Annotated in this window: 21 protein-coding genes; 6 read left to right on the top strand and 15 right to left on the bottom strand. The window is 73.4% G+C overall.

Annotated elements, in window-relative coordinates:
- The first annotated feature begins 21 nt into the window (after window positions 1-21).
- From AOQ37_RS22140 to AOQ37_RS22120, 5 genes are read left to right on the top strand one after another with little or no spacing between them, the layout of a single operon-like run.
- The gene (locus AOQ37_RS22140) at window positions 22-1,152 is read left to right on the top strand and encodes an FAD-dependent oxidoreductase (RefSeq protein ID WP_062646339.1); all 1,131 of its coding nucleotides are present in this window, start codon (window positions 22-24) and stop codon (window positions 1,150-1,152) included.
- Window positions 1,149-2,156, top strand: coding sequence for an amidohydrolase family protein (locus AOQ37_RS22135; RefSeq protein ID WP_062646338.1), 1,008 nt, complete (start codon window positions 1,149-1,151; stop codon window positions 2,154-2,156). Before AOQ37_RS22140 ends, AOQ37_RS22135 begins: the two co-directional genes overlap by 4 nt.
- A 5-nt stretch (window positions 2,157-2,161) precedes the next feature.
- Entirely contained in the window at window positions 2,162-3,094 is a 933-nt protein-coding gene (locus tag AOQ37_RS22130; RefSeq protein ID WP_062646337.1) for a VOC family protein, read from the top strand.
- Between the two features lie 7 nt (window positions 3,095-3,101).
- The gene (locus AOQ37_RS22125; RefSeq protein WP_062646336.1) at window positions 3,102-4,031 is read left to right on the top strand and encodes a fumarylacetoacetate hydrolase family protein; all 930 of its coding nucleotides are present in this window, start codon (window positions 3,102-3,104) and stop codon (window positions 4,029-4,031) included.
- On the top strand, window positions 4,028-4,780 hold the full coding sequence (locus AOQ37_RS22120) for an SDR family NAD(P)-dependent oxidoreductase (protein ID WP_062646335.1): 753 nt from the start codon (window positions 4,028-4,030) through the stop codon (window positions 4,778-4,780). Before AOQ37_RS22125 ends, AOQ37_RS22120 begins: the two co-directional genes overlap by 4 nt.
- Before the next feature lie 51 nt (window positions 4,781-4,831).
- Here AOQ37_RS22120 and AOQ37_RS22115 read toward each other — a convergent pair whose 3' ends face one another.
- From AOQ37_RS22115 to AOQ37_RS22100, 4 genes are all read right to left on the bottom strand, one after another.
- On the bottom strand, window positions 4,832-5,203 hold the full coding sequence (locus tag AOQ37_RS22115) for a MerR family transcriptional regulator (protein WP_062646334.1): 372 nt from the start codon (window positions 5,201-5,203) through the stop codon (window positions 4,832-4,834).
- Between the two features lie 52 nt (window positions 5,204-5,255).
- On the bottom strand, window positions 5,256-6,290 hold the full coding sequence (locus tag AOQ37_RS22110; protein WP_062646333.1) for an MDR family NADP-dependent oxidoreductase: 1,035 nt from the start codon (window positions 6,288-6,290) through the stop codon (window positions 5,256-5,258).
- Between the two features lie 203 nt (window positions 6,291-6,493).
- Complete coding sequence (gene metX / locus AOQ37_RS22105; RefSeq protein ID WP_078890321.1) at window positions 6,494-7,642, bottom strand: homoserine O-acetyltransferase MetX; 1,149 nt, start codon at window positions 7,640-7,642, stop codon at window positions 6,494-6,496.
- On the bottom strand, window positions 7,639-9,000 hold the full coding sequence (locus AOQ37_RS22100) for a bifunctional o-acetylhomoserine/o-acetylserine sulfhydrylase (protein WP_078890304.1): 1,362 nt from the start codon (window positions 8,998-9,000) through the stop codon (window positions 7,639-7,641). The genes metX and AOQ37_RS22100 overlap by 4 nt, the downstream gene beginning before the upstream one ends.
- A gap of 680 nt (window positions 9,001-9,680) precedes the next feature.
- Here AOQ37_RS22100 and AOQ37_RS22095 point away from each other — a divergent pair.
- Window positions 9,681-10,367, top strand: coding sequence for a phosphatase PAP2 family protein (locus tag AOQ37_RS22095; protein ID WP_062646332.1), 687 nt, complete (start codon window positions 9,681-9,683; stop codon window positions 10,365-10,367).
- 27 nt (window positions 10,368-10,394) lie between these two features.
- Here the strand turns inward: AOQ37_RS22095 and AOQ37_RS22090 are convergent, their stop codons facing one another.
- From AOQ37_RS22090 to AOQ37_RS22040, 11 genes are read right to left on the bottom strand one after another with little or no spacing between them, the layout of a single operon-like run.
- Window positions 10,395-11,729 (bottom strand): glutamate-1-semialdehyde 2,1-aminomutase, encoded by a 1,335-nt coding sequence (locus AOQ37_RS22090; RefSeq protein WP_062646331.1) that lies wholly within the window; start codon window positions 11,727-11,729, stop codon window positions 10,395-10,397.
- Between the two features lie 27 nt (window positions 11,730-11,756).
- Window positions 11,757-12,308, bottom strand: a complete 552-nt coding sequence (gene rfbC / locus AOQ37_RS22085) for a dTDP-4-dehydrorhamnose 3,5-epimerase (RefSeq protein WP_062646330.1) — start codon at window positions 12,306-12,308, stop codon at window positions 11,757-11,759.
- Window positions 12,305-13,546 carry a polysaccharide pyruvyl transferase family protein gene (locus AOQ37_RS22080; RefSeq protein WP_062646329.1) on the bottom strand — a complete coding sequence of 414 codons (1,242 nt, stop codon included), beginning with the start codon at window positions 13,544-13,546 and terminating at the stop codon, window positions 12,305-12,307. Before AOQ37_RS22080 ends, rfbC begins: the two co-directional genes overlap by 4 nt.
- Window positions 13,543-14,490, bottom strand: a complete 948-nt coding sequence (locus AOQ37_RS22075) for a glycosyltransferase family 2 protein (RefSeq protein ID WP_062646328.1) — start codon at window positions 14,488-14,490, stop codon at window positions 13,543-13,545. The genes AOQ37_RS22080 and AOQ37_RS22075 overlap by 4 nt, the downstream gene beginning before the upstream one ends.
- Entirely contained in the window at window positions 14,487-15,785 is a 1,299-nt protein-coding gene (locus AOQ37_RS22070; RefSeq protein WP_374701535.1) for an MATE family efflux transporter, read from the bottom strand. Before AOQ37_RS22070 ends, AOQ37_RS22075 begins: the two co-directional genes overlap by 4 nt.
- Entirely contained in the window at window positions 15,782-17,065 is a 1,284-nt protein-coding gene (locus AOQ37_RS22065) for a DUF4910 domain-containing protein (RefSeq protein WP_062646326.1), read from the bottom strand. Before AOQ37_RS22065 ends, AOQ37_RS22070 begins: the two co-directional genes overlap by 4 nt.
- Window positions 17,053-18,078, bottom strand: coding sequence for an NAD-dependent epimerase/dehydratase family protein (locus AOQ37_RS22060; RefSeq protein ID WP_062646325.1), 1,026 nt, complete (start codon window positions 18,076-18,078; stop codon window positions 17,053-17,055). Before AOQ37_RS22060 ends, AOQ37_RS22065 begins: the two co-directional genes overlap by 13 nt.
- Before the next feature lie 3 nt (window positions 18,079-18,081).
- Complete coding sequence (locus tag AOQ37_RS22055; protein ID WP_062646324.1) at window positions 18,082-18,729, bottom strand: PIG-L deacetylase family protein; 648 nt, start codon at window positions 18,727-18,729, stop codon at window positions 18,082-18,084.
- On the bottom strand, window positions 18,726-19,556 hold the full coding sequence (locus AOQ37_RS22050; RefSeq protein ID WP_062646323.1) for a glycosyltransferase family protein: 831 nt from the start codon (window positions 19,554-19,556) through the stop codon (window positions 18,726-18,728). Before AOQ37_RS22050 ends, AOQ37_RS22055 begins: the two co-directional genes overlap by 4 nt.
- On the bottom strand, window positions 19,553-20,788 hold the full coding sequence (locus AOQ37_RS22045; protein ID WP_062646322.1) for a class I SAM-dependent methyltransferase: 1,236 nt from the start codon (window positions 20,786-20,788) through the stop codon (window positions 19,553-19,555). The genes AOQ37_RS22050 and AOQ37_RS22045 overlap by 4 nt, the downstream gene beginning before the upstream one ends.
- Window positions 20,785-22,062, bottom strand: a complete 1,278-nt coding sequence (locus AOQ37_RS22040) for a glycosyltransferase (RefSeq protein WP_062646321.1) — start codon at window positions 22,060-22,062, stop codon at window positions 20,785-20,787. Before AOQ37_RS22040 ends, AOQ37_RS22045 begins: the two co-directional genes overlap by 4 nt.
- Window positions 22,063-22,064: the final 2 nt, after the last annotated feature.

Genomic DNA, 22,064 nt, shown 5'->3' with positions numbered 1-22,064 from the left:
CGCGTGACAAGGGAGGTTCCCATGACCCCACCCCGCACGGTCCTCGTCATCGGCGGCGGTGCCGCGGGCAACGCCGTGACCGTTCTGCTGCGCCGCGCCGGCCTCACCGTGGACCTGATCGAGGCCAAGCCGGACTGGAACGCCACCACCGGCTCCGGCATCACCCTCCAGGGCAACGCCCTGCGCGTGCTGCGCGAACTCGGCGTCTGGGACGAGGTCGAGTCCTTCGGCTGGGCCTTCGGCTCACTGGGCGTCATCGCCCCCGACGGCACCCTCCTCCACGAGGCCGAGGACCTCCGCACCGGCGGCGACGACCTGCCCGCCACCCTGGGCATGCAGCGGCCCCGGCTCCAGCGGATCCTCATCGACGCCGTCCGGGCCAGTGGCGCCCGGGTCCGCCTCGGCACCACCGCCGAGACCCTGGACCAGGACGCCGAGGGCGTCTCGGCGCGCTTCAGCGACGGCACCACCGCCCGCTACGACCTGGTGATCGCCGCCGACGGGCTCAACTCCGCGACCCGGGCCGCCATCGGCATCACGGCGAAACCCGAGCCGACCGGCATGGCCATCTGGCGCACCAGCGCCCCGCGCCCCGCGGGCCTGGTCCGCACCGACCTCGCCTACGGCGGCCCGGCGTACATCGCCGGCTACTGCCCGACCGGTCCGGACAGCATCTACGCCTACGTCGTCGAGGCGTGCCGCGACCGCGCCACCATCGACCCGGCGACGTACGCCGACGAGATGCGCCGCCTCACCCAGGGGTACGGCGGCCACTGGGCCGACATCACCCCCCACCTCACGGACCCGTCGAAGGTCAACTACACCTGGTTCGACCGACTGCTCGTCGAGGGCTCCTGGCACCGCGGCCGGGTGGTGCTGATCGGCGACGCCGCGCACTGCTGCCCGCCCACCCTCGCGCAGGGCGCCGCCATGTCCCTGGAGGACGCCTCCGTCCTCGCCGGGCTCCTCACCGCCGGCCACGACTGGGACGACGCACTGCTCCAGCGGTACCACGAGCGCCGCATCCCCCGGGTACGGGCCGTCGTCGAGGCGTCCGTGCAGCTCGGGCAGTGGCAGCTGGACGGTGTCCGCGACGCCGACGTCCCCGGCCTGATCGGCCGGACGATGACGATGCTCAAGGAACTGCCGTGACCGCGCCCGCGACGCCGACCGTCGACGTGCACGCCCACGTCCTGCTCCCCGAGGTCGACGCCCTCGTCGCCGGGCTCCCCGGTCTGGCCGCGGCCAGGGAACTGGACGCCCGGCGCAACGGACCCGCCTCGCTGGCCGTCAGCGGGCCCATGGTCCGCGAGCGCGTCCCGCGGCTGACCAACGTCACCGTGCGGCTGGCCGCCATGGACGCGCAGGGCGTGGACGTCCAGCTGGTCAGCCCCTCGCCCTCGCACTACCACTACTGGGCCGACGAGAAGACTGCCGACAAGGTGTACCGACTGGCCAACGAGGCCACGGCCGCGCACTGTTCGGCCGCACCGGACCGGCTGCGTGGACTGGGACTCGTCCCCCTCCAGCACCCGGACCTGGCCGTACGCGCCCTCGAACACGCCCTGGAACAGGGCCTGTCGGGTGTGGAGATCTCCTCCCACGCCCCGGGCCGGGAACTCTCCGACCCCGCCTACGAACCCTTCTGGGCGCGAGCGGAGGAGACGGGCGCGGTCCTCTTCCTGCATCCCTTCGGCTGCACGCTCGACGAGCGCCTTGACCGCTGGTACCTGTCCAACACCGTCGGCCAGCCCACCGAGAACGCCGTCGCCCTCTCCCACCTGATCTTCTCCGGGGTGCTCGACCGGCACCCCGGCCTGAAGCTGATCGCCGCCCACGGCGGCGGCTACCTGCCCACCCACATCGGACGCTCCGACCACGCCTGGTCGACCCGCGCCGACGCGGGAGCGGGCTGCGCCCGTCCGCCCAGCAGCTACCTCCAGCGGCTCTACTTCGACTCACTGGTCCACGACCCGCACGTCCTGCGGGAGCTGGTCCGCGCCGTCGGCGCCGACCGCGTGCTCCTCGGCTCGGACTTCCCCTTCGACATGGGCACCGAGGACCCCGTCGGCGCACTGCGCGCGGCCCGGCTGCCCGACGCCGACTTCCACGCCGTACGAGGCGGCAACGCCGCCGCCCTCCTCCGGAAGGACTGACCCCCATGCGTCTGCTCACCCACCTGCGGCACGTCGACCTCGCCGTGCCCGACTACGACAGGCAACTCGACTTCTACGCCGGTGTCTGGGGCCTGACCAAGGTCGCCGAGGACTCCGGGATCTCCTTCCTGGCCGCCGAGGGCAGCCCCGAACAGTACGTCGTACGGCTGCGCAAGGCCGAGGAGAAGCGCCTCGACCTGGTCTCCTACGGCGCGGCGAACACGGCGGACGTGGACACCCTCGCCGAGCGGCTCCTCGCCGGAGGCGTCCGGCTGGTCTCGCGGCCGGGCAAGGTCGACACCCCGGGCGGCGGCTACGGCTTCCGCTTCTTCGACGTCGACGGCCGCACCGTCGAGGTCTCCGCCGACGTCGAGGTGCGCCGGCACCGCAGGATCGAGGAGAAGGAGGCCATCCCGGTCAAGCTCTCGCACGTCGTCCTCAACTCCCCCGACCTGAACCGCACCCGGGAGTGGTACGAGCGCCACCTCGGCTTCGCGCTCTCCGACACCCTCATGCACCCCCGGATGGGGGAGGCCATGCACTTCATGCGGATCAGCAACCAGCACCACTCCATGGCGATCGCCAAGGGCCCGCACACCTCCCTGCACCACGTGTCGTTCGAGATGCGCGGGATCGACGAGTACCTGCGCGGCTCCGGCCGGGTGATCCGCTCGGGGGCCCGCAAGCTCTGGGGTCCGGGCCGGCACACGGCCGGGGACAACACCTTCACCTACTTCCTGGACCCGCAGGGCAACACCGTGGAGTACACGACGGAGCTGGAACTGCTGGACGAGGACACCTGGCACCCGCACGTCTACGACTTCTCCCGGCCCGAGATCGCCGACCAGTGGGGCACCGCCAACCCCATGAACGAACTCGTCGCCAAGGAGTCCTTCAACGACGTCGACCGCGGCGTCTTCGTCGCCCCGCCGGTGTGAGGGACACATGCGCATAGCCACCTATCTCCACCGGGGCCGCCGCCGCCACGGCCTGGTCGAAGGCGCCGCCGTACGCCACCTCCCGGACGGCGTCACCCCGTGGGAGGCCGCCCGCGGGGGACACCCGACGGGCCCGGCCGTCCCGCTCGCCGACGTCCGGCTCCTGGCGCCCGTGCAGCCGGCGACCCTGCGAGACTTCGTCACCTTCGAGGAACACGTCGAGGGCGTACGGCGCTCGATCGACGGCTCCGGCGGGGTGCCCGACGCCTGGTACGACGCGCCGACCTTCTACTTCACCAACCCCTACTCCGTGATCGGCCCGGACGACGAGGTGCCCGTGCCGCCCGGCTCCGGGGTGCTCGACTTCGAGCTCGAGGTGGCAGCCGTCATCGGCCGCGAGGGCCGCGACCTCACCCCGGAACAGGCCCGCGACCACATCGTCGGCTACACGATCCTCAACGACTGGTCCGCGCGCGACCTCCAGTCCCGCGAGATGCGGGTCAACCTCGGCCCCTGCAAGGGCAAGGACACGGCCGCCACCCTCGGGCCGTACCTGGTCACCGCGGACGAGCTGGAACCGTACCGGGACGCCGACGGCTTCCTGCGCCTGGCGCTCACCGCCTCCGTCAACGGCGAGACCGTCGGCACGGACCTGCTCTCCAACATGAGCTGGACCTTCGAGGAGATGGTCGCCTACGCCTCCCGGGGCACCGTCGTCCGACCCGGCGACGTGCTCGGTTCCGGCACCTGCGGCAACGGCGGCTGCCTGGCGGAGCTGTGGGGCGTGCGCGCGGAGCAGTCGCCGCCGCCGCTGAAGCCCGGCGACACGGTCACCCTCACCGTGGAGGGCATCGGCACCGTCTCCAACACGGTGGTCGCGGGCACCGACCCGGTCCCGCTCCCCACCGCCCGCCGCCGCACCCGGGAGCGCCCGTGACCGCCGCGCACCGGGGCCGGCTCACGGGCAAGGTCGTGGTCGTCACCGGCGCGGCCCGCGGCCAGGGCGCGGCGGAGGCCGCGGCCCTGGCCCGGGAGGGCGCCCGGGTCGTCGCCACCGACGCCCGCCCGGCGGACGGATGCCGGCGCCTCGACGTCACCCGCGAGGACGACTGGGCCGAACTGGCCGCGCTCCTGCGGGAGTCGTACGGCGAGGTGCACGGGCTGGTCAACAACGCCGGCATCACCTGGCGCGCCCGCGTCGGCGACGTACGGCCCGAGGACTTCGCCCGCGTCCACGCCGTCAACGTCACCGGGCCGCTGCTGGGCATCCAGCACCTGGCCCCGCTGATGCCGCCGGGTTCCTCCATCGTCAACGTCGGTTCCTCCGCCGCCCTCACCGGCCACTACCCGGTCGTCTACACGGCCAGCAAATGGGCCCTGCGCGGTCTGTCGAAGAGTGCCGCGACGGAGCTCGGCCCGCGCGGCATCCGCGTGAACACGATCCACCCCGGCTTCATCGAGACCGAGATGACCGCCTCCGCCGCACCCGCGTTCCGCGAGGCGAACGTCCGCGAGACACCGCTGGGCCGCACCGGCACCGCGCACGAGGTCGCCCCGCTCGTGGTCTTCCTGCTGTCCGACGAGGCCTCCTTCATCACCGGCGCCGAGATCCCCGTCGACGGCGGCCTCACCGCGCACGGCGGCGTGAAGTCCGTCTCCGACGCACTGCGGGAGGCGACTCCGTGAGACGTCCCCCGACGGAAGGGCGACTCGGCGCCCTACGTCCCCGGGTGATCGTCAGGGACGTCCGTAGGTGAGCAGGGACAGCCCGGCGCGCAACCGGCTCAGACGGGCGATCTCGGCGTCGAGGGCCGCGATCCTGCGGTCGACGACCCCGGCGCCCGGGCCGCCCGCGCCGGGGTCGCCGCAGCGCCGCCGCGGATCCGCCACCAGCAGGCCGATCCGGTCGGCGAAACCGCGCAGGTCCTCGACGGTGAGCCCGAGCGCCAGCAGTTCACGGATGACGCGCACTCTCGCCACCTCGTCCGGCCCGTACTCACGCTGCCCGGTGGCGGTGCGCCTCGGCGGTGGAAGGAGGCCCCGTTCCTCGTAGAACCGCAGTGCCCGCGGGGTGGTCCCGGCGGCTGCCGCCGCGTCTCCGATCCGCATGTCCGACCTCACGCTCCCGGTCCCGGCCGCCGCGTCCGCGCGCGACGACGCCTCACGACGGCGGCAACTCCACGACGACGGTCCCGAAGTGCCGCCCCTCGAACAGTTCCTGCAACGCCCGGGGCGCGTCGTCCATGCCCGGGATCCGCACCTGAGGGAAGGTGATCTCACCGGAGCGCAGCCAGTCCCCGAAGCGCCCGTGCCATTCCGCCGTGACCTCGGGATGGTCCGCGCCGCGGTAACCGGACAGCGAGATGCCCTGGTTGACGAGCCGGAACGTGTCGATCTCCGCGGGCGCGCTGCCACCGTCGCGAGCGGGTGACAACTGTCCCGACAGCGCGCCGACCAGTGCGCAGCGGGCACCCCGGCGCGCGGCGCGCACGGCGGCGGCCAGCGTCTCCCCGCCGACGTTGTCCAGCACCACGTCGACGCCGTCCGGCGCCGCCGTCGCCAGTTGCCCGTCGATCGGCCCGGATCCCGGGACCACGACCGCGTCGTAGCCCAGTTCGGCCCGCAGCCGCTCGGCCTTCTCCGGCGACCGGGTGCTCCCGATGACCCGCCCGGCGCCCAGCAGCCGCGCGACGGGACCCGCCAACGTCCCCACGGCTCCCGCCGCGCCGGTGACGAACACGGTGTCGCCGGGGCGGACTCCGGCGAGCCGGGTCAGTGCCCCGTAGGCGGCCGACCCGGACGACAGATGAGCCACCGGGTCGGGCAGCACATCGTCCAGCACGGCGCAGTCGGCCGCCGCCACCAGCGCGTGCTCGCGCCACCCGAGCAGATGGATGACCGTGTCCCCCGGGCGCAACGGGCCGCCGGGACCGGCCGCGACGACCTCCCCGACCGCGGGGCCGAACAGCGCGTCACCGACGTGGATACGGGGCAGCGGCACGCCGTCGGCCTGGCCGCCGATCAGCGTGCGCAGGCCGGGGAAGACGAGGAAGTAGCGGTTGCGCACGACGACTTGGCCGGGACCGGGGACGGGCACCGGCTTCCGCGTGATCGTGAAGTGCTCGGGCCCCGGCAGCCCGTCGGGCGGGGCGCTCAGCAGGATCTCGCGGGTCGTGGCGGGCGGGACGACGGCCATGTCGGCTCCTCTTGCGGGTACGAAGGCGGGCGCGCGGACGGGGCCGGCCGGCCCGGACCGGCCGACGGCGCGCAGACGCTAACCCCTGACGTACGCGTCAGGGGCAAGACGTGCCCCTCGACGTGCCCCTCCGCGACAGACGCGAACAGCCGTCAACAGCCTTGACAGTCGCGAAAGTCACGCGCCGGGAGTCGGGACGGCCCTCACTGGCCCATGAGTTCACGCACGAGCGCGGCGACCTGCTCCACCTCGATGAGGAAACCGTCGTGGCCGTGGGGGGACTCGATCACCCGCAGCCGATCCGCGTGCGCGATGCCCGCGGCCAGCTCCGCCTGCTGGGCCAGGGGATAGAGACGGTCCGAGCTCACTCCGGCGACCAGCGTCCTGGCGGACACACGGCGCAGCGCGGCGCGCGTACCGCCCCGGCCGCGGCCGATGTCGTGCGTGTTCATGGCGTCGGCCAGCACGACATAGCTGCCCGCGTCGAAGCGGCGCACCAGCTTGGCGGCGTGGTGGTCGAGATAGGAACCGACCTGGTAGCGGCCGCCGTTCAAGGGGTCCTCCGCGCCCTGGGGCGCGCGGCCGAAGCGGACGTGCAGCTCCGGCTCGCTGCGGTAGGTGACGTGGGCGATGCGGCGGGCCAGACCGAGTCCCGCGTCCGGCCCCCGGCCCGTGTCGTGGTAGTCGCCGCCGCGCCAGTGCGGGTCGTCACGGACGGCATGGAGCTGGATGTCGGCCCAGGCGATCTGCTCCGCGCTCGCCGCCGCCGTGGTGGCGAGCAGGAGCAGTGCGCCCGTGCGCTCGGGGCGGGACACGGCCCACTCCACGGCCCGCATTCCGCCCATGGAGCCGCCGATCACCAGGGCCCACCGGTCGATGCCGAGCGCGTCGGCCAGGCCGGCTTCCGCGGCGACCTGGTCGCGCTGCGTCAGTGCGGGGAACGCACCGCCCCAGTACCGCCCGTCGGGCCGCGTCGACGACGGTCCGGTGCTGCCCTGACAGCCGCCGAGCACATTGGGGGCGACGACGAACCAGCGGTCCGTGTCCAGGGCCAGACCCGGCCCGATGAGCCCGTCCCACCAGCCGGTGGTGGGGTGCCCGGGTCCGGCGGGCCCGGCGGCATGGCTGTCGCCGGTCAGGGCGTGCAGCACCAGCACGGCGTTGGAGCCGTCCGGCGCGAGCCGCCCCCAGGTCTCGAACGCCAGCCGCACACCGGGCAGTTCACCTCCCGCCTCCAGGGGCAGCGGCTTCTCCCGCACCTGCCATCGGCGGCGCCCCGGGGGGTCCCCCTCCCGCCAGGCCCCGGAGGCCGGCGGGAGGGGGACCTGGGAGGTCGTCGGTACGGCGTTCAGGACGCGCCCTTCGCGGCGCGGAAACCGGCTTCGAGGTCCGCCTTCAGATCGGCGAGGTTCTCGATGCCGACCGACAGGCGGACCAGGCCGGGAGAGGTGCCGGTCGCCGTCAACTGGGCTTCGTCCAGCTGGCTGTGGGTGGTGGACGCCGGATGGATGATGAGGCTGCGGACGTCGCCGATGTTGGCGAGATGGCTGAACAGTTCGACACCGTCGACGAACCGCTTGCCGGCCTCGACCCCGTCGCGCAGCTCGAAGGCCAGGACGGCGCCCGCGCCGCGCGGCAGATAGCGCTGCCCCGCCTCGTACCAGCGGTTGGACTCCAGGCCCGGGTAGTGGACGGCGGCGACCTCGTCGCGCCGTTCCAGCCACTCGGCCAGGGCCTGGGCGTTGGCGGAGTGCCGCTCGATGCGCAGGCTGAGCGTCTCCACGCCCTGGAGGAGGAGGAAGGCCGAGTGCGGGGAGAGGGCGGGGCCGAGGTCGCGGAGCAGCTGGACCCGCAGCTTGACCGCGAAGGCTCCCGGTCCGAGCGCGGGCCAGTACCGCAGACCGTGGTAACTGGGGTCCGGCTCGCTGAAGTCGGGGAAGCGGTCGGCGTGCGCGCCGAAGTCGAAGGTGCCGCCGTCGACGACCACGCCGGCGATGGTCGTGCCGTGCCCGCCGAGGAACTTGGTCGCGGAGTGGACGACGATGTCGGCGCCGTGCTCGACGGGCCGCAGCAGATACGGGGTCGGTACGGTGTTGTCCACGATCAGCGGCACACCCGCCGTGTGCGCCACGTCGGCCACCGCCCGTACGTCGAGCACATTGCCGCGCGGATTGCCGAGCGTCTCGGCGAACAGGGCCTTCGTGTTCGGCCGGATCGCCGCCCGCCAGGCCTCGACGTCGTCCGGGTCGTCGACGAAGGACACCTCGACGCCGAACCTGGGCAAGGTGTGCCGGAAGAGGTTGTAGGTGCCGCCGTACAGGGACGTACTGGAGACGATGTGGTCGCCCGCGCTCGCCAGCGTCAGGATGGCGAGGGTCTCCGCGGCCTGCCCGGAGGCGAGGGCCACCGCGGCGACGCCGCCTTCCAGCGCGGCGATCCGCTGTTCGAAGACGTCCTGGGTCGGGTTGTGGATACGGGTGTAGATGTTGCCCGGTTCGGCGAGCGAGAACAGGTCGGCGGCGTGCTGGGTGTCGCGGAAGACGAACGAGGTCGTCTGGTAGATCGGCACCGCCCGCGCCCCGGTCGTCGGATCCGGCGCCGCTCCGGCGTGGATCTGCTTGGTCTCGAACGACCAGGCCGAGGTGTCGGGTCCGGCGGGTGCGTCCTCGGGGGTGTGGCCGGCGGTGACGGAGTCGATCGGCTGGCTCATGGCTCTCCCTTGTGCGGGGCGTGCGGAATGCCCGGAGCGACCGCGCCGCCGCTGCCCGGACCGGAAGGGGGCAGAACGGAGGCAGTGCGGTGCGAGGGCGAGGGTGCGGGGGTGGTTCGGATACCGGAGCGGGGCGTCAGCTCGCGGCGGAACAACCCGTGGTGGTGACACGCACGTAGTCCACGTGGCGGCGGGTCACAAGCACGGTCATGACGCCAGGTAACCACAGATGGTGACGGCGCACCAGCACGACGGGGAGGGGACGACACCTGGGTGTGCCCCTCCGACCGGAGCCCCGCTCGCCGTCCGGGCCGGAGCCCCCGGTCGGTGTACGAGACCGAGCCCCGGTCGCCGACAGGGCCGCCGCCCCGGCCGTCGTGCCGTCGTGGCCCGGCCGTCGTGCCGCGTTCGCCCCGGCCGTCGTGCCGCGTTCGCCCCGCCGTCCTGCCGGCCGTCGTCCCGGCCGCACGGGGCGCCGAGCCGGAGGCCCCGTACTGCGCGAGCGCGTTGTTGGTTAGGGTGGCGAACGAAGCCCGAAGGAAGCCGCTGACGCATGGCTGCTCACCGGCCGGACGAGGGGGGTCCACCTGCACGCCGCCTCGGGAAGCCAGGACGCGGAACACCGTCCGCCGGACACGGCGGAGCGCCGTGGGCCGACCTGCCGCGCGGCGCCCGCGGCGCTGCCCCCGCCGCTGCGCGGCCCGCTCGGGCTGACCGCGGTCCTCGCCGCCCTGGTCGTCGTCGTGCTCGGGATCCTGTTCGCCGGCGACAGCGAGCCCGGCACGGCGGACGCGCGGGTCGGGGAGGCGCTGTACGGTGTCGGGTCGCCGTGGCGGCACATCGCCCTGGCCACGGACTTCCTGGGGGAGCCCGGGGGAGCGGTGCTGCTGGTCGGGGCCGCCGTGACGGGCTGTCTGCTGCTGCGCGGTCCACGCGCGGCGGTGCTCGTGGTCGTCGGCGCGGGCCTGACCGTGGGGACGGCGACGCTGCTCAAGTCCCTGGTGGGGCGCACCATCCACGACGGGAACCTGTCCTACCCGAGTGGGCACACCGCCTTCGCCACCGCGCTCGCCGTCGCGGTGGCGCTGCTCGCGACCGGCCGGCTGGGCCTCGGCGGCACGGCCGGAACGTCACTCGTGCTCGCCGCGGCGCTGATGGCAGGCGCCGCCATGGGCTGGGCGCAGGTGGCCCTGGGCGCCCACTACCCGACCGACGTCCTCGGCGGCTGGTGCACCGCGCTGGCGGTGGTACCGGCGACCGCGTGGCTGACCGACCGGACGGCCGACCGGCTGAACGACCGCCGCGCCGACCGCCGGGCAGACCGTCGGCCCGACCGGACGGCCGAAGCCGTCCGGCGGGAGCGCTGACGTCACGCCATGTGGCGTCACGTCACCTCATGCCAGGCGGCGGAACACGGGCTTCACCGGCCGGCCGGCCAGCCAGGGGGTGGGATCGCCGGAGTCCAGTGCCTTGCGGTACACCGCGCATGCCTCGGCCACCACGTCGACGGTGCGATCGATGTCGGCGTCGCCGAGCGCGCTGCTCACCACGAACGACGGGGCCAGCACCCCGCCCGCGAGGAGCTGCCGCAGGAACAGGGTGCGGTACGGCTGCGACGGCTGCCGGTTCTCGTCGAGGGTGGCGAAGACCAGGTTGCTCGCCCGCCCCCGGACGAGGACGTGGTCGCCGACGCCCATACCGGCCGCGGCCTCGCGGACACCGGCGGCCAGCCGCTCGCCGAGGGCGTGCAGCCGCGCGGTGACGCCCTCCTCGGCGTAGACGGTCTGCACGGCCATCGCGGCCGCCAGGGAGTGCGTCTCCGCGCCGTGCGTGGTGGACAGCAGGAACACCCGGTCGCCGGAGTGCCGCAGCCCGCCCCGCTCCATCAGCTCGCGCCGCCCGGCCAGCGCGGAGACCGCGAAACCGTTGCCCAGCGCCTTGCCGAACGTGGAGAGGTCGGGGACGACGCCGTACAGGCCCTGGGCACCCGCCTCGGACCAGCGGAAGCCGGTGATCATCTCGTCGAAGACCAGGACGCAGCCGTGCCGGTCGGCCAGCGCGCGCAGACCGGCGAGGTACCCGGGCGGCGGCTCGGTGTGGCCGGCGGGTTCGAGGATCAGACAGGCGACCTCGTCCTGGTACCGGGTGAGCACCTCCTCCGTGGCGGCCAGGTCACCGTAGGGGAACCCCACGGTCAGCTCGGTGGTCGCCGCCGGAATGCCGGCGGACATCGGCGTGGTGCCGATGAACCAGTCGTCGACGGAGAAGAACGGATGGTCGGCGCAGATCGCCACCCGCGGGCGCCCGGTGACCGCGCGGGCGAGGCGCACCGCGGCGGTGGTGGCGTCGGAGCCGTTCTTCGCGAACTTCACCATCTCGGCGGTCGGCACCGTGGCCAGGAAGCGTTCCGCGGCGTCGAGCTCCACGACGGACGGCCGGACGAAGTTGCTGCCGCGGTCGAGTTCGCGCCGCACCGCCTCGGTCACCCGTGGGTGGGCGTGGCCGAGACTGACCGACCGCAGGCCCGAGCCGTACTCGATGTAGCGGTTTCCGTCGAGGTCCCACACATGGGCGCCCCGGCCGTGACTGATGACCGGCGCCAGGTCCTCGGGGTACTGGTCGTCGCCCTTCGCGTAGGTGTGCGCGCCCCCGGGGACCAGGGCGTGCAACCGCTCGTTCGCCGTCCGCGACCGGGGCAGGTGGAACTCTGCGGTGTGTTGGGTGTCCACGCCGACCTCAACTCTCTTCGCGTCTCTTCACGTTTCCCGGCGCTTCAGGACCTCGGCGAGGCTCGGCGCCTCCCGGTCCCGCTGGGACATCGAGGTGACCGGGAGCGGCCAGGGAACGGCGAGCTCGGGGTCGTCGAAGGCGATCGTCACGTCCTCGGCCGGGTCGTGCGGGCGGTCGATCCGGTAGGAGGTGTCGGCGGTCTCGCTCAGGGCCTGGAAGCCGTGCGCGCACCCCGCCGGGATGTACAGGGTCACCTGTGTCGCGCCGGACAGCTCGAAGGAGACCACGTTGCGGAACGTGGGGGAGTCCGGCCGCAGATCCACCACGACGTCGAAGATCCGCCCGTACGAGCACCGCACCAGTTTGGCCTCCCCCGCGCCCGAGCGCAGGTGCAGGCCGCGCAGCACGCCCCGGACCGAGCGGGACAGGCTGTCCTGGACGAAGGCGTCCGGGTCGATGCCCACCGAGCGGACCACGTCGGCGTCGAACGTGCGGCAGAAGAAGCCGCGTTCGTCGGCGTAGGGCGTCGGTTCGAACAGGTACGTGCCGGTGATCTCGGGGACTTCGATCGCCTTCATGACGCCTTCCGTGAGCCGGGGGTGGGGTCGGCGGCCGGGAACAGGGCCGCGGTCAAGGAGCGGAACTGGTGGTCGAGTTGCCGGGCGGCGGCCAGATTCCGCTCGGTGAGCGTCCGGCGCACGTCGCCCGCGTGCTTCTCCAACGCACGGAACTGCTCGAGCAGTCGGTCGGCGTCGACCTCACGCGCCGGGTGGCAGTACGCGCCGAGGCCCATCTCCGTCATCAGCGCGTCGCTCTTCGCCGCGTAGGAGAGAGCGAGCACCGGTGTACCGGTCCGCAGCGCGCAGACCAGGTTGTGGTACCGGGTCGCCACCACGGTGTCGGCCGCCGCCATCTCCTTCATCAGGTCGGCCAGCGACGCCGCTTCGGCAGCGGTGACCAGCGGCGAGCCCACCGCGTCGAGGATCGCGGCGACCACCGCGTCGTCGCAGTCGTCGCCGGTGAGCAGCCGGACGGGACGGCCTTGCGCGACCAGCGTGCGGACGAACCGGATCGTCCCGTCGAGATAGCGCCGGTGTATCTCGTCGGCCCGGGCACGATCGTCGTTGCCGCCGTGGAAGTCCATGACGCCGACGCAGACCGGGCCCGGCGGGGCCGACGGGTCCCGGGGCGCGCTCGCCGGTGGTGCCGGCAGGGCGAACGCGAGGTCCGGGTGCACCTCGTCGCGCCCGGTGTCCACGCCCATCGCCCGCATCGCGTCGCGGGACTGCGCGTCCCGGTACGACCGGTACGCGGCCAGCCGCGCCGACCAGCGCACCAGGGCCCGGGTCGGCGGGTCGGCGATCGGCGCGGCGCCGACGCCGACCAGCGCCACCCGGGTGCGCAGCAGCCGGCCGCTCGCGCAGAGCAGGAACAGGGAGTACGGAAAGCCCCAGGGCCGCAGGGGCAGCGTGGCCTCCAGGACACCCATGCCCGGCACGATCACCAGGTCGTGGCGGCGCACCCAGGCGGCGGTGCGGAAGACGTCGACGAGTTTGCCCAGTCCCTTCCCCGCGATCGCGCCCGCCCGTGACGCGGTCCGGTACTCGCCGCGGTACCAGTGCAGCCGCGTCGCGGGGATGCCGAACCGGGTCGTCACCGACTCGGGGCCGCCGCACAGTGCGTCCACGACCGCCTCGGGGTGCTGGGCGCGAAGGTGGCCGAGGACGGCCTCGAGCGATCCGTCGTTGCCGAGATTGCCGGAGCCGAGCAGGCCGAACAGCCCCACCCGCACCGGAGATCCGTCTCCGGACGTCATGCCCGTCTCCCCTCGCGGCCGGCGACGAGGGCGTCGACCGAGACCGTGAGCAGGCCGGGGTCGACCGGCGCGCGGTCCTCGATCCGCTCGCCGGCGCCCGGGCGGACCCGGCTGGTCATCCACGCGGCCAGGTGGCCGTAGCACGCGCGCCGGTCGGCCGGGGACAGCGGCGCCCGCCGGATCGCCGAGACGAAACCCCAGACGTACTCGGCGAGCAGCCGGGGCGTCGGGTGCAGCGGGCCCGCCCGGCGCGGGTCCAGGTTGACGCACCGGGAGCGCTTGGAAGGGTTCGCCCGCTCGGCGCGGGTGGGGTGGTCGCGGCGGAAGTACAGCAGCTCCGGCACCTGGTGGAAGGGCCCGTGCAGGGTGATCTCGGCGACGAACGTGCGGTCCGCGTGGTGGTAGCTGTCGTGCGGCTTCACCCGGCGCAGCATGTCGGCCCGCATCACCCCGTAGAAGTCGTCGCCACCGGGCTCGAACAGCAGGCTGCGGAAGCGCTCCGGTGCGTCGGGTGAGTCGGTGGCGAGCCCGTACTCGTACGGGACCTTCACCCGGCCGTCGCCGTCGATGACCGCCTGGCCGCTGTGCGCGAGGACGACGTCCGGCCGTTCGTCCAGCGCCTCCACGCAGCGCCGCAGCAGGTCCCGGGCGTACAGGTCGTCGTGCGAGGCCCACTTGAACAGCTCGCCCCGGCACTCGGTGAACACGTGGTTGTGGTTCGGCGCGGCGCCGATGTTCCGGGGCAGCCGCAGGTACCGGATGCGCGAGTCCCGCGCGGCGTACTCGCGGCAGATCTCCTGGGTTCCGTCGGTCGAGGCGTTGTCGGAGACGACCAGCTCGAAGTCCTCGTAGGTCTGGCCGAGCAGCGCGTCGAACGACTCGGCCAGGTACTCCTCGCCGTTGTACACGGGCAGGCCGATGCTCAGCCTGGGGCGGTCGGTCATGAGGTCCTCACTTCGGGGATGGGATGGCGGTCGCGCTCGCGCAGGGCGGACCGCAGCTGGAGCCACCACACGGCGGAGCCGCCGACGGTCGCGGCGGCGACGCCCCAGGCCGAGCCGACCGTGCCGGCGGCCGCCGCCCCGCCGAGTCCGCCGCCGACGTAGCAGGCGGAGGCGAACAGCTGGCAGCGCAGGCTGCGCCGGGCCGCGCCGAGCGCGCGCAGCCCGGCCGCCGCTCCGGTGCCGAGGCCCGCGCCCGCGACGCCGAGGGTGATCGGAACGATGAGTTCGGAGGCGGCGGCCCAGACGTCGCCGAGCACCAGCTCGCCGACCCGGCCCGGCATCAGCAGCAGGGTCCCGCCCCAGAGCAGCGCGCCGGCCGCCTGCCCACCGCCGAGCAGGAGGCAGAACTTCCCGAGCCGCTGCGGGGCCTGCCGCAGCACCCGTGCCGCCTCCGGGACGGTGACCAGCGAAAGCCCCATGAGCACCGCGAGGAACGGGCCCAGCAGCAGCTCGGCGCCCCGTACCGCGCCGACCGCGCCGACGCCGACGATCGCGCCGAGCCCGTACGCCCGCAGCTGGCTCGCGCCACTGAGACTGACGTTCTCGACCAGGTACCGGTAGCCGAGGTCGCGCTGTTCGCGGAGCCATCCGCGCGCCTCGGCCGGCCGGGGCAGGATGCCGGACTGCACGTAACCGTACGCCGCCGCCACCGTGGCGGACGCGCCCCAGGCGAGCACGAACGCGGCCACGCTGTCCACGCGGGCCGCCACCACCATCGCCGGGACGAGCGCGGCACCCCACACGACGTCGTTGACGAACGCCTTGCGCCCGGCGCCGGCGGCGAAGAACGAGAACCGCCAGGCGTCCTGGAGCAGCAGTCCCGGCAGCACGACGCCGAGGGCGGCGAACGCGGGCCCCACGCGGCCGCCGAGGCCGAGCCCGGCCACCAGACACACCGTGCCGAGGGCCGTGCCGACGCCCAGCGCGGTCCCCGTCGACCGGGTCACCGCCCCGCGCCAGGACGCGTCCGGCACGCCGCTGAAGCGCACCACGAGCGGGTCGGTGGCCAGCCCGCGGGAGACGTTGAGCACCACGCCGTACGTGACCCAGGCGAGGCTGAACACGCCGAACGCGGTCACCCCCAGCGAGCGGGCCACATAGATGCCCACCACGAAGTTGCTCACGCTGGAGGCCGCCTGGTCGGCCAGGCCCCAGGACAGCCGGCCGACCAGGGCCCGCCGGGCCGATCCGGGCGGCGTCTTCGTCTTCTCCCCCTCGGTGGTCATCGGCGTCATGCCTTGATCAGCCCGGCGCCGTGCAGGGCGCCGGCCGCGGCCGCGACGGTGTCGAACGGCAGCCCGGACCGCTCGGCGACGTCCAGCAGACCGTGCTCGCCGTCGGAGAGGCTGAGCACCCACAGCATGGCCAGCTGGGCCTCCTTGGCGTCGCTGCGGCCGCCGAGCGAGTCGTACAACCCGCGCCGCCCCAGTTGCGGTTCGCCGTAGGGACTGAGGTTGACGTACCGCCGGTTGCCGTCGAGGACGGCGAACGCCTCGTCGCACAGGGCGAGTGTGTCCGCCATCGCCTCCGGGGAGACGAAGTCCAGGTCGTCCGCCGAGGTGTGGTACTCGGGGTAGCCGGCGTACGGGGTCCGGCTGAGCGAGCCCACGCCGAGATCGAACCCGGGTGAGCAGAACTGCCGCTCGTCGTAGCCGTACGGGGTGAACTCCTTGATGTGGTGCGGGCGTCCGGAGGCGGCCAGCACGTGCCGCAGCACCCGGTCGATCTCGGCGTCGCCGCGCCTGCTCTGTTTGTACGTGAGCCGGCCGGAGTCGCCCGCGCAGGCCAGCACCAGCCCGTGCTTGACCCGGTCGATCCGCTCCGCGTTGCGGGCCAGCCAGGTGATCGCCCCGATGGTGCCGGGCGCGAAGATGAACCGGTAGGTGTGGTACGGCGTCCGCTCGGCCAGTGCCCGGGCCAGGAACGTCGCCACCGCGATGCCGGCCAGGTTGTCGTTGGCCAGCGACGGATGGCAGACGTGGCTGGAGACGATCACCTCGTCGGCGACCTGCCCGGGGACCACGTGCTCGGCGTAGGTGAGGTGGCCGTCGGCGAGCGTGGAGTCGATTCGCACCTCGTACTCGCCGTCCGGCAGCGCGTCCAGGGTCTCCTGGGCCAGGCAGAACCCCCATTCCGGCCGGTAGTAGCTGGTGCGGTAGGGCACCCAGGCCGGGTGGTCCGGCAGGGTGTGCAGGTGTTCGCGCAGCTCGGCCAGCGGCATGGTCGCCGACACCGGCACGCTGTAGCCGAGCACGTGCAGGCTGGACGCGGTGAAGTCGACCACCCGGCGGCCCGCGGAGTCCGCGATGTACGCGTCCCGGATGTTCCACTCCTGCGGCACCGTCCAGTCGAGCACCTGGGTCCCGGTCGGCACCTCGTGCACCTGGAGCGGGAGGTACTCGTCGACGATCGCCAGGGTGGCGCGCACCCCGTCGCCGGTGATGCTCCGGCACAGCGGGTACAACCGCTCCACCAGCGCGTACATCTCCTCGCCCACCGTGGTCACCGGCGCCACCGCAGTGTGTCGTCGACGGCACCGGCCTCGGACGCCGCGCGCAGCACGGCCAGCCGGGTGAAGCGCCGCTCGAAGTCCTCCCGCGTCAGCCCGTGCGCGCGGTAGGCGTCGGCGAGTTCGAGCGCGCCCCGCTTCACCGTCCACTCGCAGTCGAAGCCGGGCACCGCGGCGCGGAACCGGGAGAAGTCCACCCGGTAGGACCGCGGATCGGCGCCGTTCTCCCCGGTGATCACCACCTTGGCGCCGGACACCGCCTCGGCGACCTGGTCGGCGATCTCGGCGACCGTGACGTTGTTGAACTCGCTGCCGATGTTGAACGCCCGGTCGTGCACCGCTGCCCGCGGCGCGGTCAGCGCGGCCGCGAAGGCCCGGGCGATGTCGGCGGCGTGCACCAGCGGGCGCCAAGGGGTGCCGTCGGACAGCACCAGGACCTCGCCGGACAGGAGGGCGTGGCCCACCAGGTTGTTCAGCACGATGTCGGCGCGCAGCCGGGGGGAGTAGCCGAAGGCGGTGGCGTTGCGCAGGTACACCGGGCTGAAGTCGCCGTCGCAGAGCGCGTGCAGGTCGTCCTCGACCCGCACCTTGGACTCCGCGTAGGGCGTCACCGGGCGCAGCGGCGCGTCCTCGGCCACCAGGTCGTCACCACCGGAGGCGCCGTACACCGAGCACGTCGACGCGTACAGGAAGCGCCGCACTCCGGCGTCGCGGGCCAGCCGGGCCAGCCGCACGGACGCGTGGTGGTTGATGTCGTAGGTGAGTTCCGGCGCCAGCGATCCCAGCGGGTCGTTGGACAGCGCGGCCAGGTGGATCACGGCGTCCACCCCGGCCACGTGCTCGGCCGTGATGTCACGCAGGTCGACCCGGTGCCCCCGCGGGTCCGCGGGCGCCGGGCCGAGGACGCAGTCGGCGAACAGGCCGGCGTCGAGCCCGACGACCTCGTGCCCGGCGGCGGTGAGGACGGGGGCCATGACGGTGCCCAGGTAGCCCTGGTGCCCGGTCAGCAGTACGCGCAAGGTTCATTCCCCCAGGTCGAGAGTGAGTTTGGTGACGGCGAACGCCTCGGCGTAGCGCGCGTGGCATTCGATACCGCGGATCCGGGCCAGCCCGAGGAAGGCCTCCCGGTCGTACCAGGGCCGGTGCCGCTGCGAGGGATAGTGCTCCTGGAGCAGCCGCACCTTCTGTTCGGCGATCTCCGGCGACAGCGGCTGGTACGCCGACGGACGGCCGAGATCGCCGTCCCACTTGACGATCTCGTAGCCGAGCACGAGGTGGTCGCGGAACGCGGTGGGCATCAGCCGCGCCAGGCCGCGGTGATCCTGGTGCGCGTCGTCGGTGCGCGGGGCGAGGACCAGGTCGGGCTCGGTCTCCGCGCGCAGCTCCTCGACCGCGGCCTTGGCCTCCTCCCAGTGCGCGGGCAGCCGGCCGTCCGGCAGCTTGTGCACGGTCAGCCGCAGGTCGGCGCCCGGGCAGAAGGCGGCGAGCGCGGCCCGCTCCTCCTGCTCCCGGTCGCCGCCGCCGCCGGAGAGCACCAGCGCGTCGACGCGGACACCCGGCCGCGCGAGGCACAGCGTCAGCAGGGTGCCGCCGGCGCCGATGGCGATGTCGTCGCAGTGCGCGCCCACGGCGACGATCCGGTCCAGACGCCCGGCCCCGATCCGGATCACGCCCGCGCTCCCGAGCCGTCCCGGCTGCCGGTCGCGCCCGGACCCACGCCGACGCCGTGCTCCCACACGGCCCACGGGCGGTCGCCCCGGGCGTAGGCCTCGTCCAGCGCGGCCCGCTCCTTCACGGTGTCGGTCGGCTTCCAGAAGCCGCGGTGCTGATGCGCCACCAGCCGTCCCTCCTTGGCCAGTCGGGCGCAGCCGTCGGCGACCAGGTCCCCGTTCTCCGGGATGTGGTCGAAGATCTCCTGGCGGAGCACGAAATAGCCGCCGTTCTCCCACAGCGGCATGTCGCTCACCGCGGTGATGCCCCCCACCAGGCCGTCCTCGCCCAGGTCGACGCAGTGGAACGAGGACTGCGGCGGCACCACCATCATCGACGCCCCGGCGTCGCGACGGGCGAACCGGTCGATCATCTCCGGCAGCGGGGCGTCGGTGAGCACGTCGGCGTAGTTGGCGAGGAACATCTCGTCGCCGTCCAGGTGGTGCCGCACCCGGCGCAGCCGCTCCCCGATCGGTGACTCGATGCCGGTCTGCACGAACGTGATCGTCCAGTCCGAGATGTCGGTGGACAGCAGCTCCGTCCGGCCGCCCCGCAGCACGAAGTCGTTGGACGTCGTCTCCTCGTAGCTGAGGAAGAACTCCTTGATGTGGTGCGCCCCGTAGCCGAGGCACAGGACGAACTCGGTGTGCCCGAAGTGCGCGTAGTAGCGCATGACATGCCAGATCAGCGGTCTCGGGCCGACCATCGCCATCGGCTTGGGCACGTCGTCGGAGGCGCCGTTGCGCATCCGCATCCCGTAGCCGCCGCAGAACAGAACGACCTTCATGCCTTGACCTCGACAATGCTCAGTTCCGGTATGGGAAAGACCAGTCGGCCGCCCCAGGCGTGCACGAAGGACAGCTGCTCGACCAGTTCGGCCCGCAGGTTCCACGGCAGGACGAGGACGTAGTCCGGTTCGTCGGCGGCGATCCGCTCGGGCGACAGGATCGGGATGCGGGTGCCCGGGGTGAACCTGCCGTGCTTGTAGGGGTTGCGGTCGACCGTGTACGGGAGCAGGTCGGGCCGGATGCCGCAGTGGTTGAGCAGGGTGTTGCCCTTGCCGGGGGCGCCGTAGCCGACGACGGTCTCGCCGCGTTCGGCCGCCTCGATGAGGAACTTCAGCAGGTCCCGGCGGACCTTGGCCACCCGGGCGGAGAACTCGGTGTAGCCGGACAGTTCCTGGAGCCCGGCGGCCTTCTCCCGGTCCAGCACGTCGGCCACCCGCCGGGCCGGCTCGCCGGCCACCTCGGCCGGCCGGGCCCACAGCCGGATCGACCCGCCGTGCGTGGGCAGCAACTCGACGTCCACGAGCGTGAGTCCGCCGCTCGCCAGCGCCCGGGCCGCGGACGCGACCGTGTAGTACTGGAAGTGCTCGTGGTAGATCGTGTCGTACTGGTTCTCCTCGATCAGGGTCAGCAGGTGCTGCACCTCGATGGAGACCCAGCCGTCGTCGGCGACCAGGGCGCGCAGCCCCTGGGTGAACCCGATGACGTCGGGGATGTGCGCGTACACGTTGTTGGCCACGACCAGGTCCGCCGGGCCGTGCTCGGCGCGGACGGCCGAGCCCGTTTCCGGGCTCAGGAACTCCGTGAGCGTGGGCACCCCCGCGTCCCGGGCCGCGGCGCCGACGTTCACCGACGGCTCGATGCCGAGGCAGCGGATCCCCCGGTCCACCACATGCCGCAGCAGGTACCCGTCGTTGCTCGCCACCTCCACCACGAAGGCGTCGGTGCCCAGACCCACCCGCTCCACGGCGTCGGTGACGAACGTCCGTGCGTGCTCCACCCAGGAGGTGGAGTAGGAGGAGAAGTACGCGTACTCCTTGAAGGTCTCCTCCGGCGTGATGAGCGGAGGGATCTGCGCGAGCCAGCAGTCGGTGCAGACCCGCAGGTGCAGCGGGTACGCCGGCTCCGGCTCGTCCAGTCGGTCCGCGGCGAGAAAGCTCTCGCACGGCGGGGTCGCCCCCAGGTCGACGACGCTCACCAGCGCCGCCGAGCCGCACAGTCGGCATCGTGTCATCTCGTGTTCCCCCCATCCCGCTCGCGCAGGTGTCCCTGCCGCGAGCCAGTACTCTGCTCCCCTGCCGGCGACGGGCTGTCCCCGCCGCCGTACCGTCCCGCGATCGCGGTGCGGTACCCCTCCACCAGACGCTCCAGCCCGACGGACGGGCTGAAACCCTGTTCGTAACGGATCCGGGCCGCCAGGCCCATCTCCCGGTTGTGGTCCGGCCCGGCCGTGATCCGGCGCAGACAGGACGCGAGCGAGGCGGCCTCGCCCGGCCGGTGCAGCAGCCCGGTCACCCCGTCCTCGACGAGTTCGACGAAGGCGCCGTGACCTGCGGCGACGACCGGGACCCCGGCCGCCATCGCCTCCACGACCACCAGACCGAACGCCTCCAGCCAGGTCGAGGGAGCCACCACGGCGACCGACCCCGCGATGGCCTTCTGGCACTCCGCCGTGTCACACAGGCCGACGTAGCGCACGTCGTCCCGGCCCGCCGCCCAGGCGGTCACCTCCGCCTCCAGCGGTCCCGTGCCGGCGATCACGAGCGGGACGCCCACCCCGCCGCCGGCGGCGAGTTCGTCCCACGTGGCCATGAGCAGCCGTACGCCCTTGGCCTCGGCGAGCCTGCCGAGATAGAGCACATGCTCGCCGGTGCCCGTCCGGCGGACGTCCGGGTCGGGCACGAAGTTGTGCTTCACCGACAGCCGCCCGGCCGGCATGCCGGACCGCACCAGGACGTCGCGCTGCGCCGCGGAGATGCAGAAGAACCGCTCCACGCCGGACCACCACCGCCGCCGGTTGACCGACAGGCTGACCGCGAGCGGCACCGTCGCCAGCCGGGAGCCGCGGTAGCAGCCGTGCCGGACGGCGGGCAGCGGCGTGGAACCGACGCACTCGGTGCACGGCCGGCCGTCCCGCTGGAGCGTGCCCGGCGGACAGACCTGGGTGTAGTTGTGCAGCGTGGCGACGGCGGGCACACCGGCGTCGGCGCAGGCGGCCAGCACCGCCGGCGACAGCAGCGGGAAGACGTTGTGGACATGCACCACGTCCGGCCGTTCGGCGCGCAGCCGGGCGGCGAGCTCCGTGCGGACCGCCGGGTTCCACGGCACCAGGAGCGGTATCGCCGCCTTGGCGGGCAGGGACCGCGCGGCGATGTCGTCGCTGCGCCGCTCGAACAGCCCGACCCGGTGGCCGGCCCCGCGCAGCAGCGCCACCTCCTGGTCGACGACCTTGTTCTCCCCGCTCGGCTGGGCCGAGGCGTAGCGGTTGTGCACCACGAGGACGTGCATGC

The sequence above is a fragment of the Streptomyces maremycinicus genome (genome assembly GCF_001184025.1).
In the GTDB taxonomy this organism is placed as follows: domain Bacteria; phylum Actinomycetota; class Actinomycetes; order Streptomycetales; family Streptomycetaceae; genus Streptomyces; species Streptomyces maremycinicus.
Note: the sequence above shows the minus strand (reverse complement) of the source record. Positions and strands in the feature narration are given on the sequence as shown.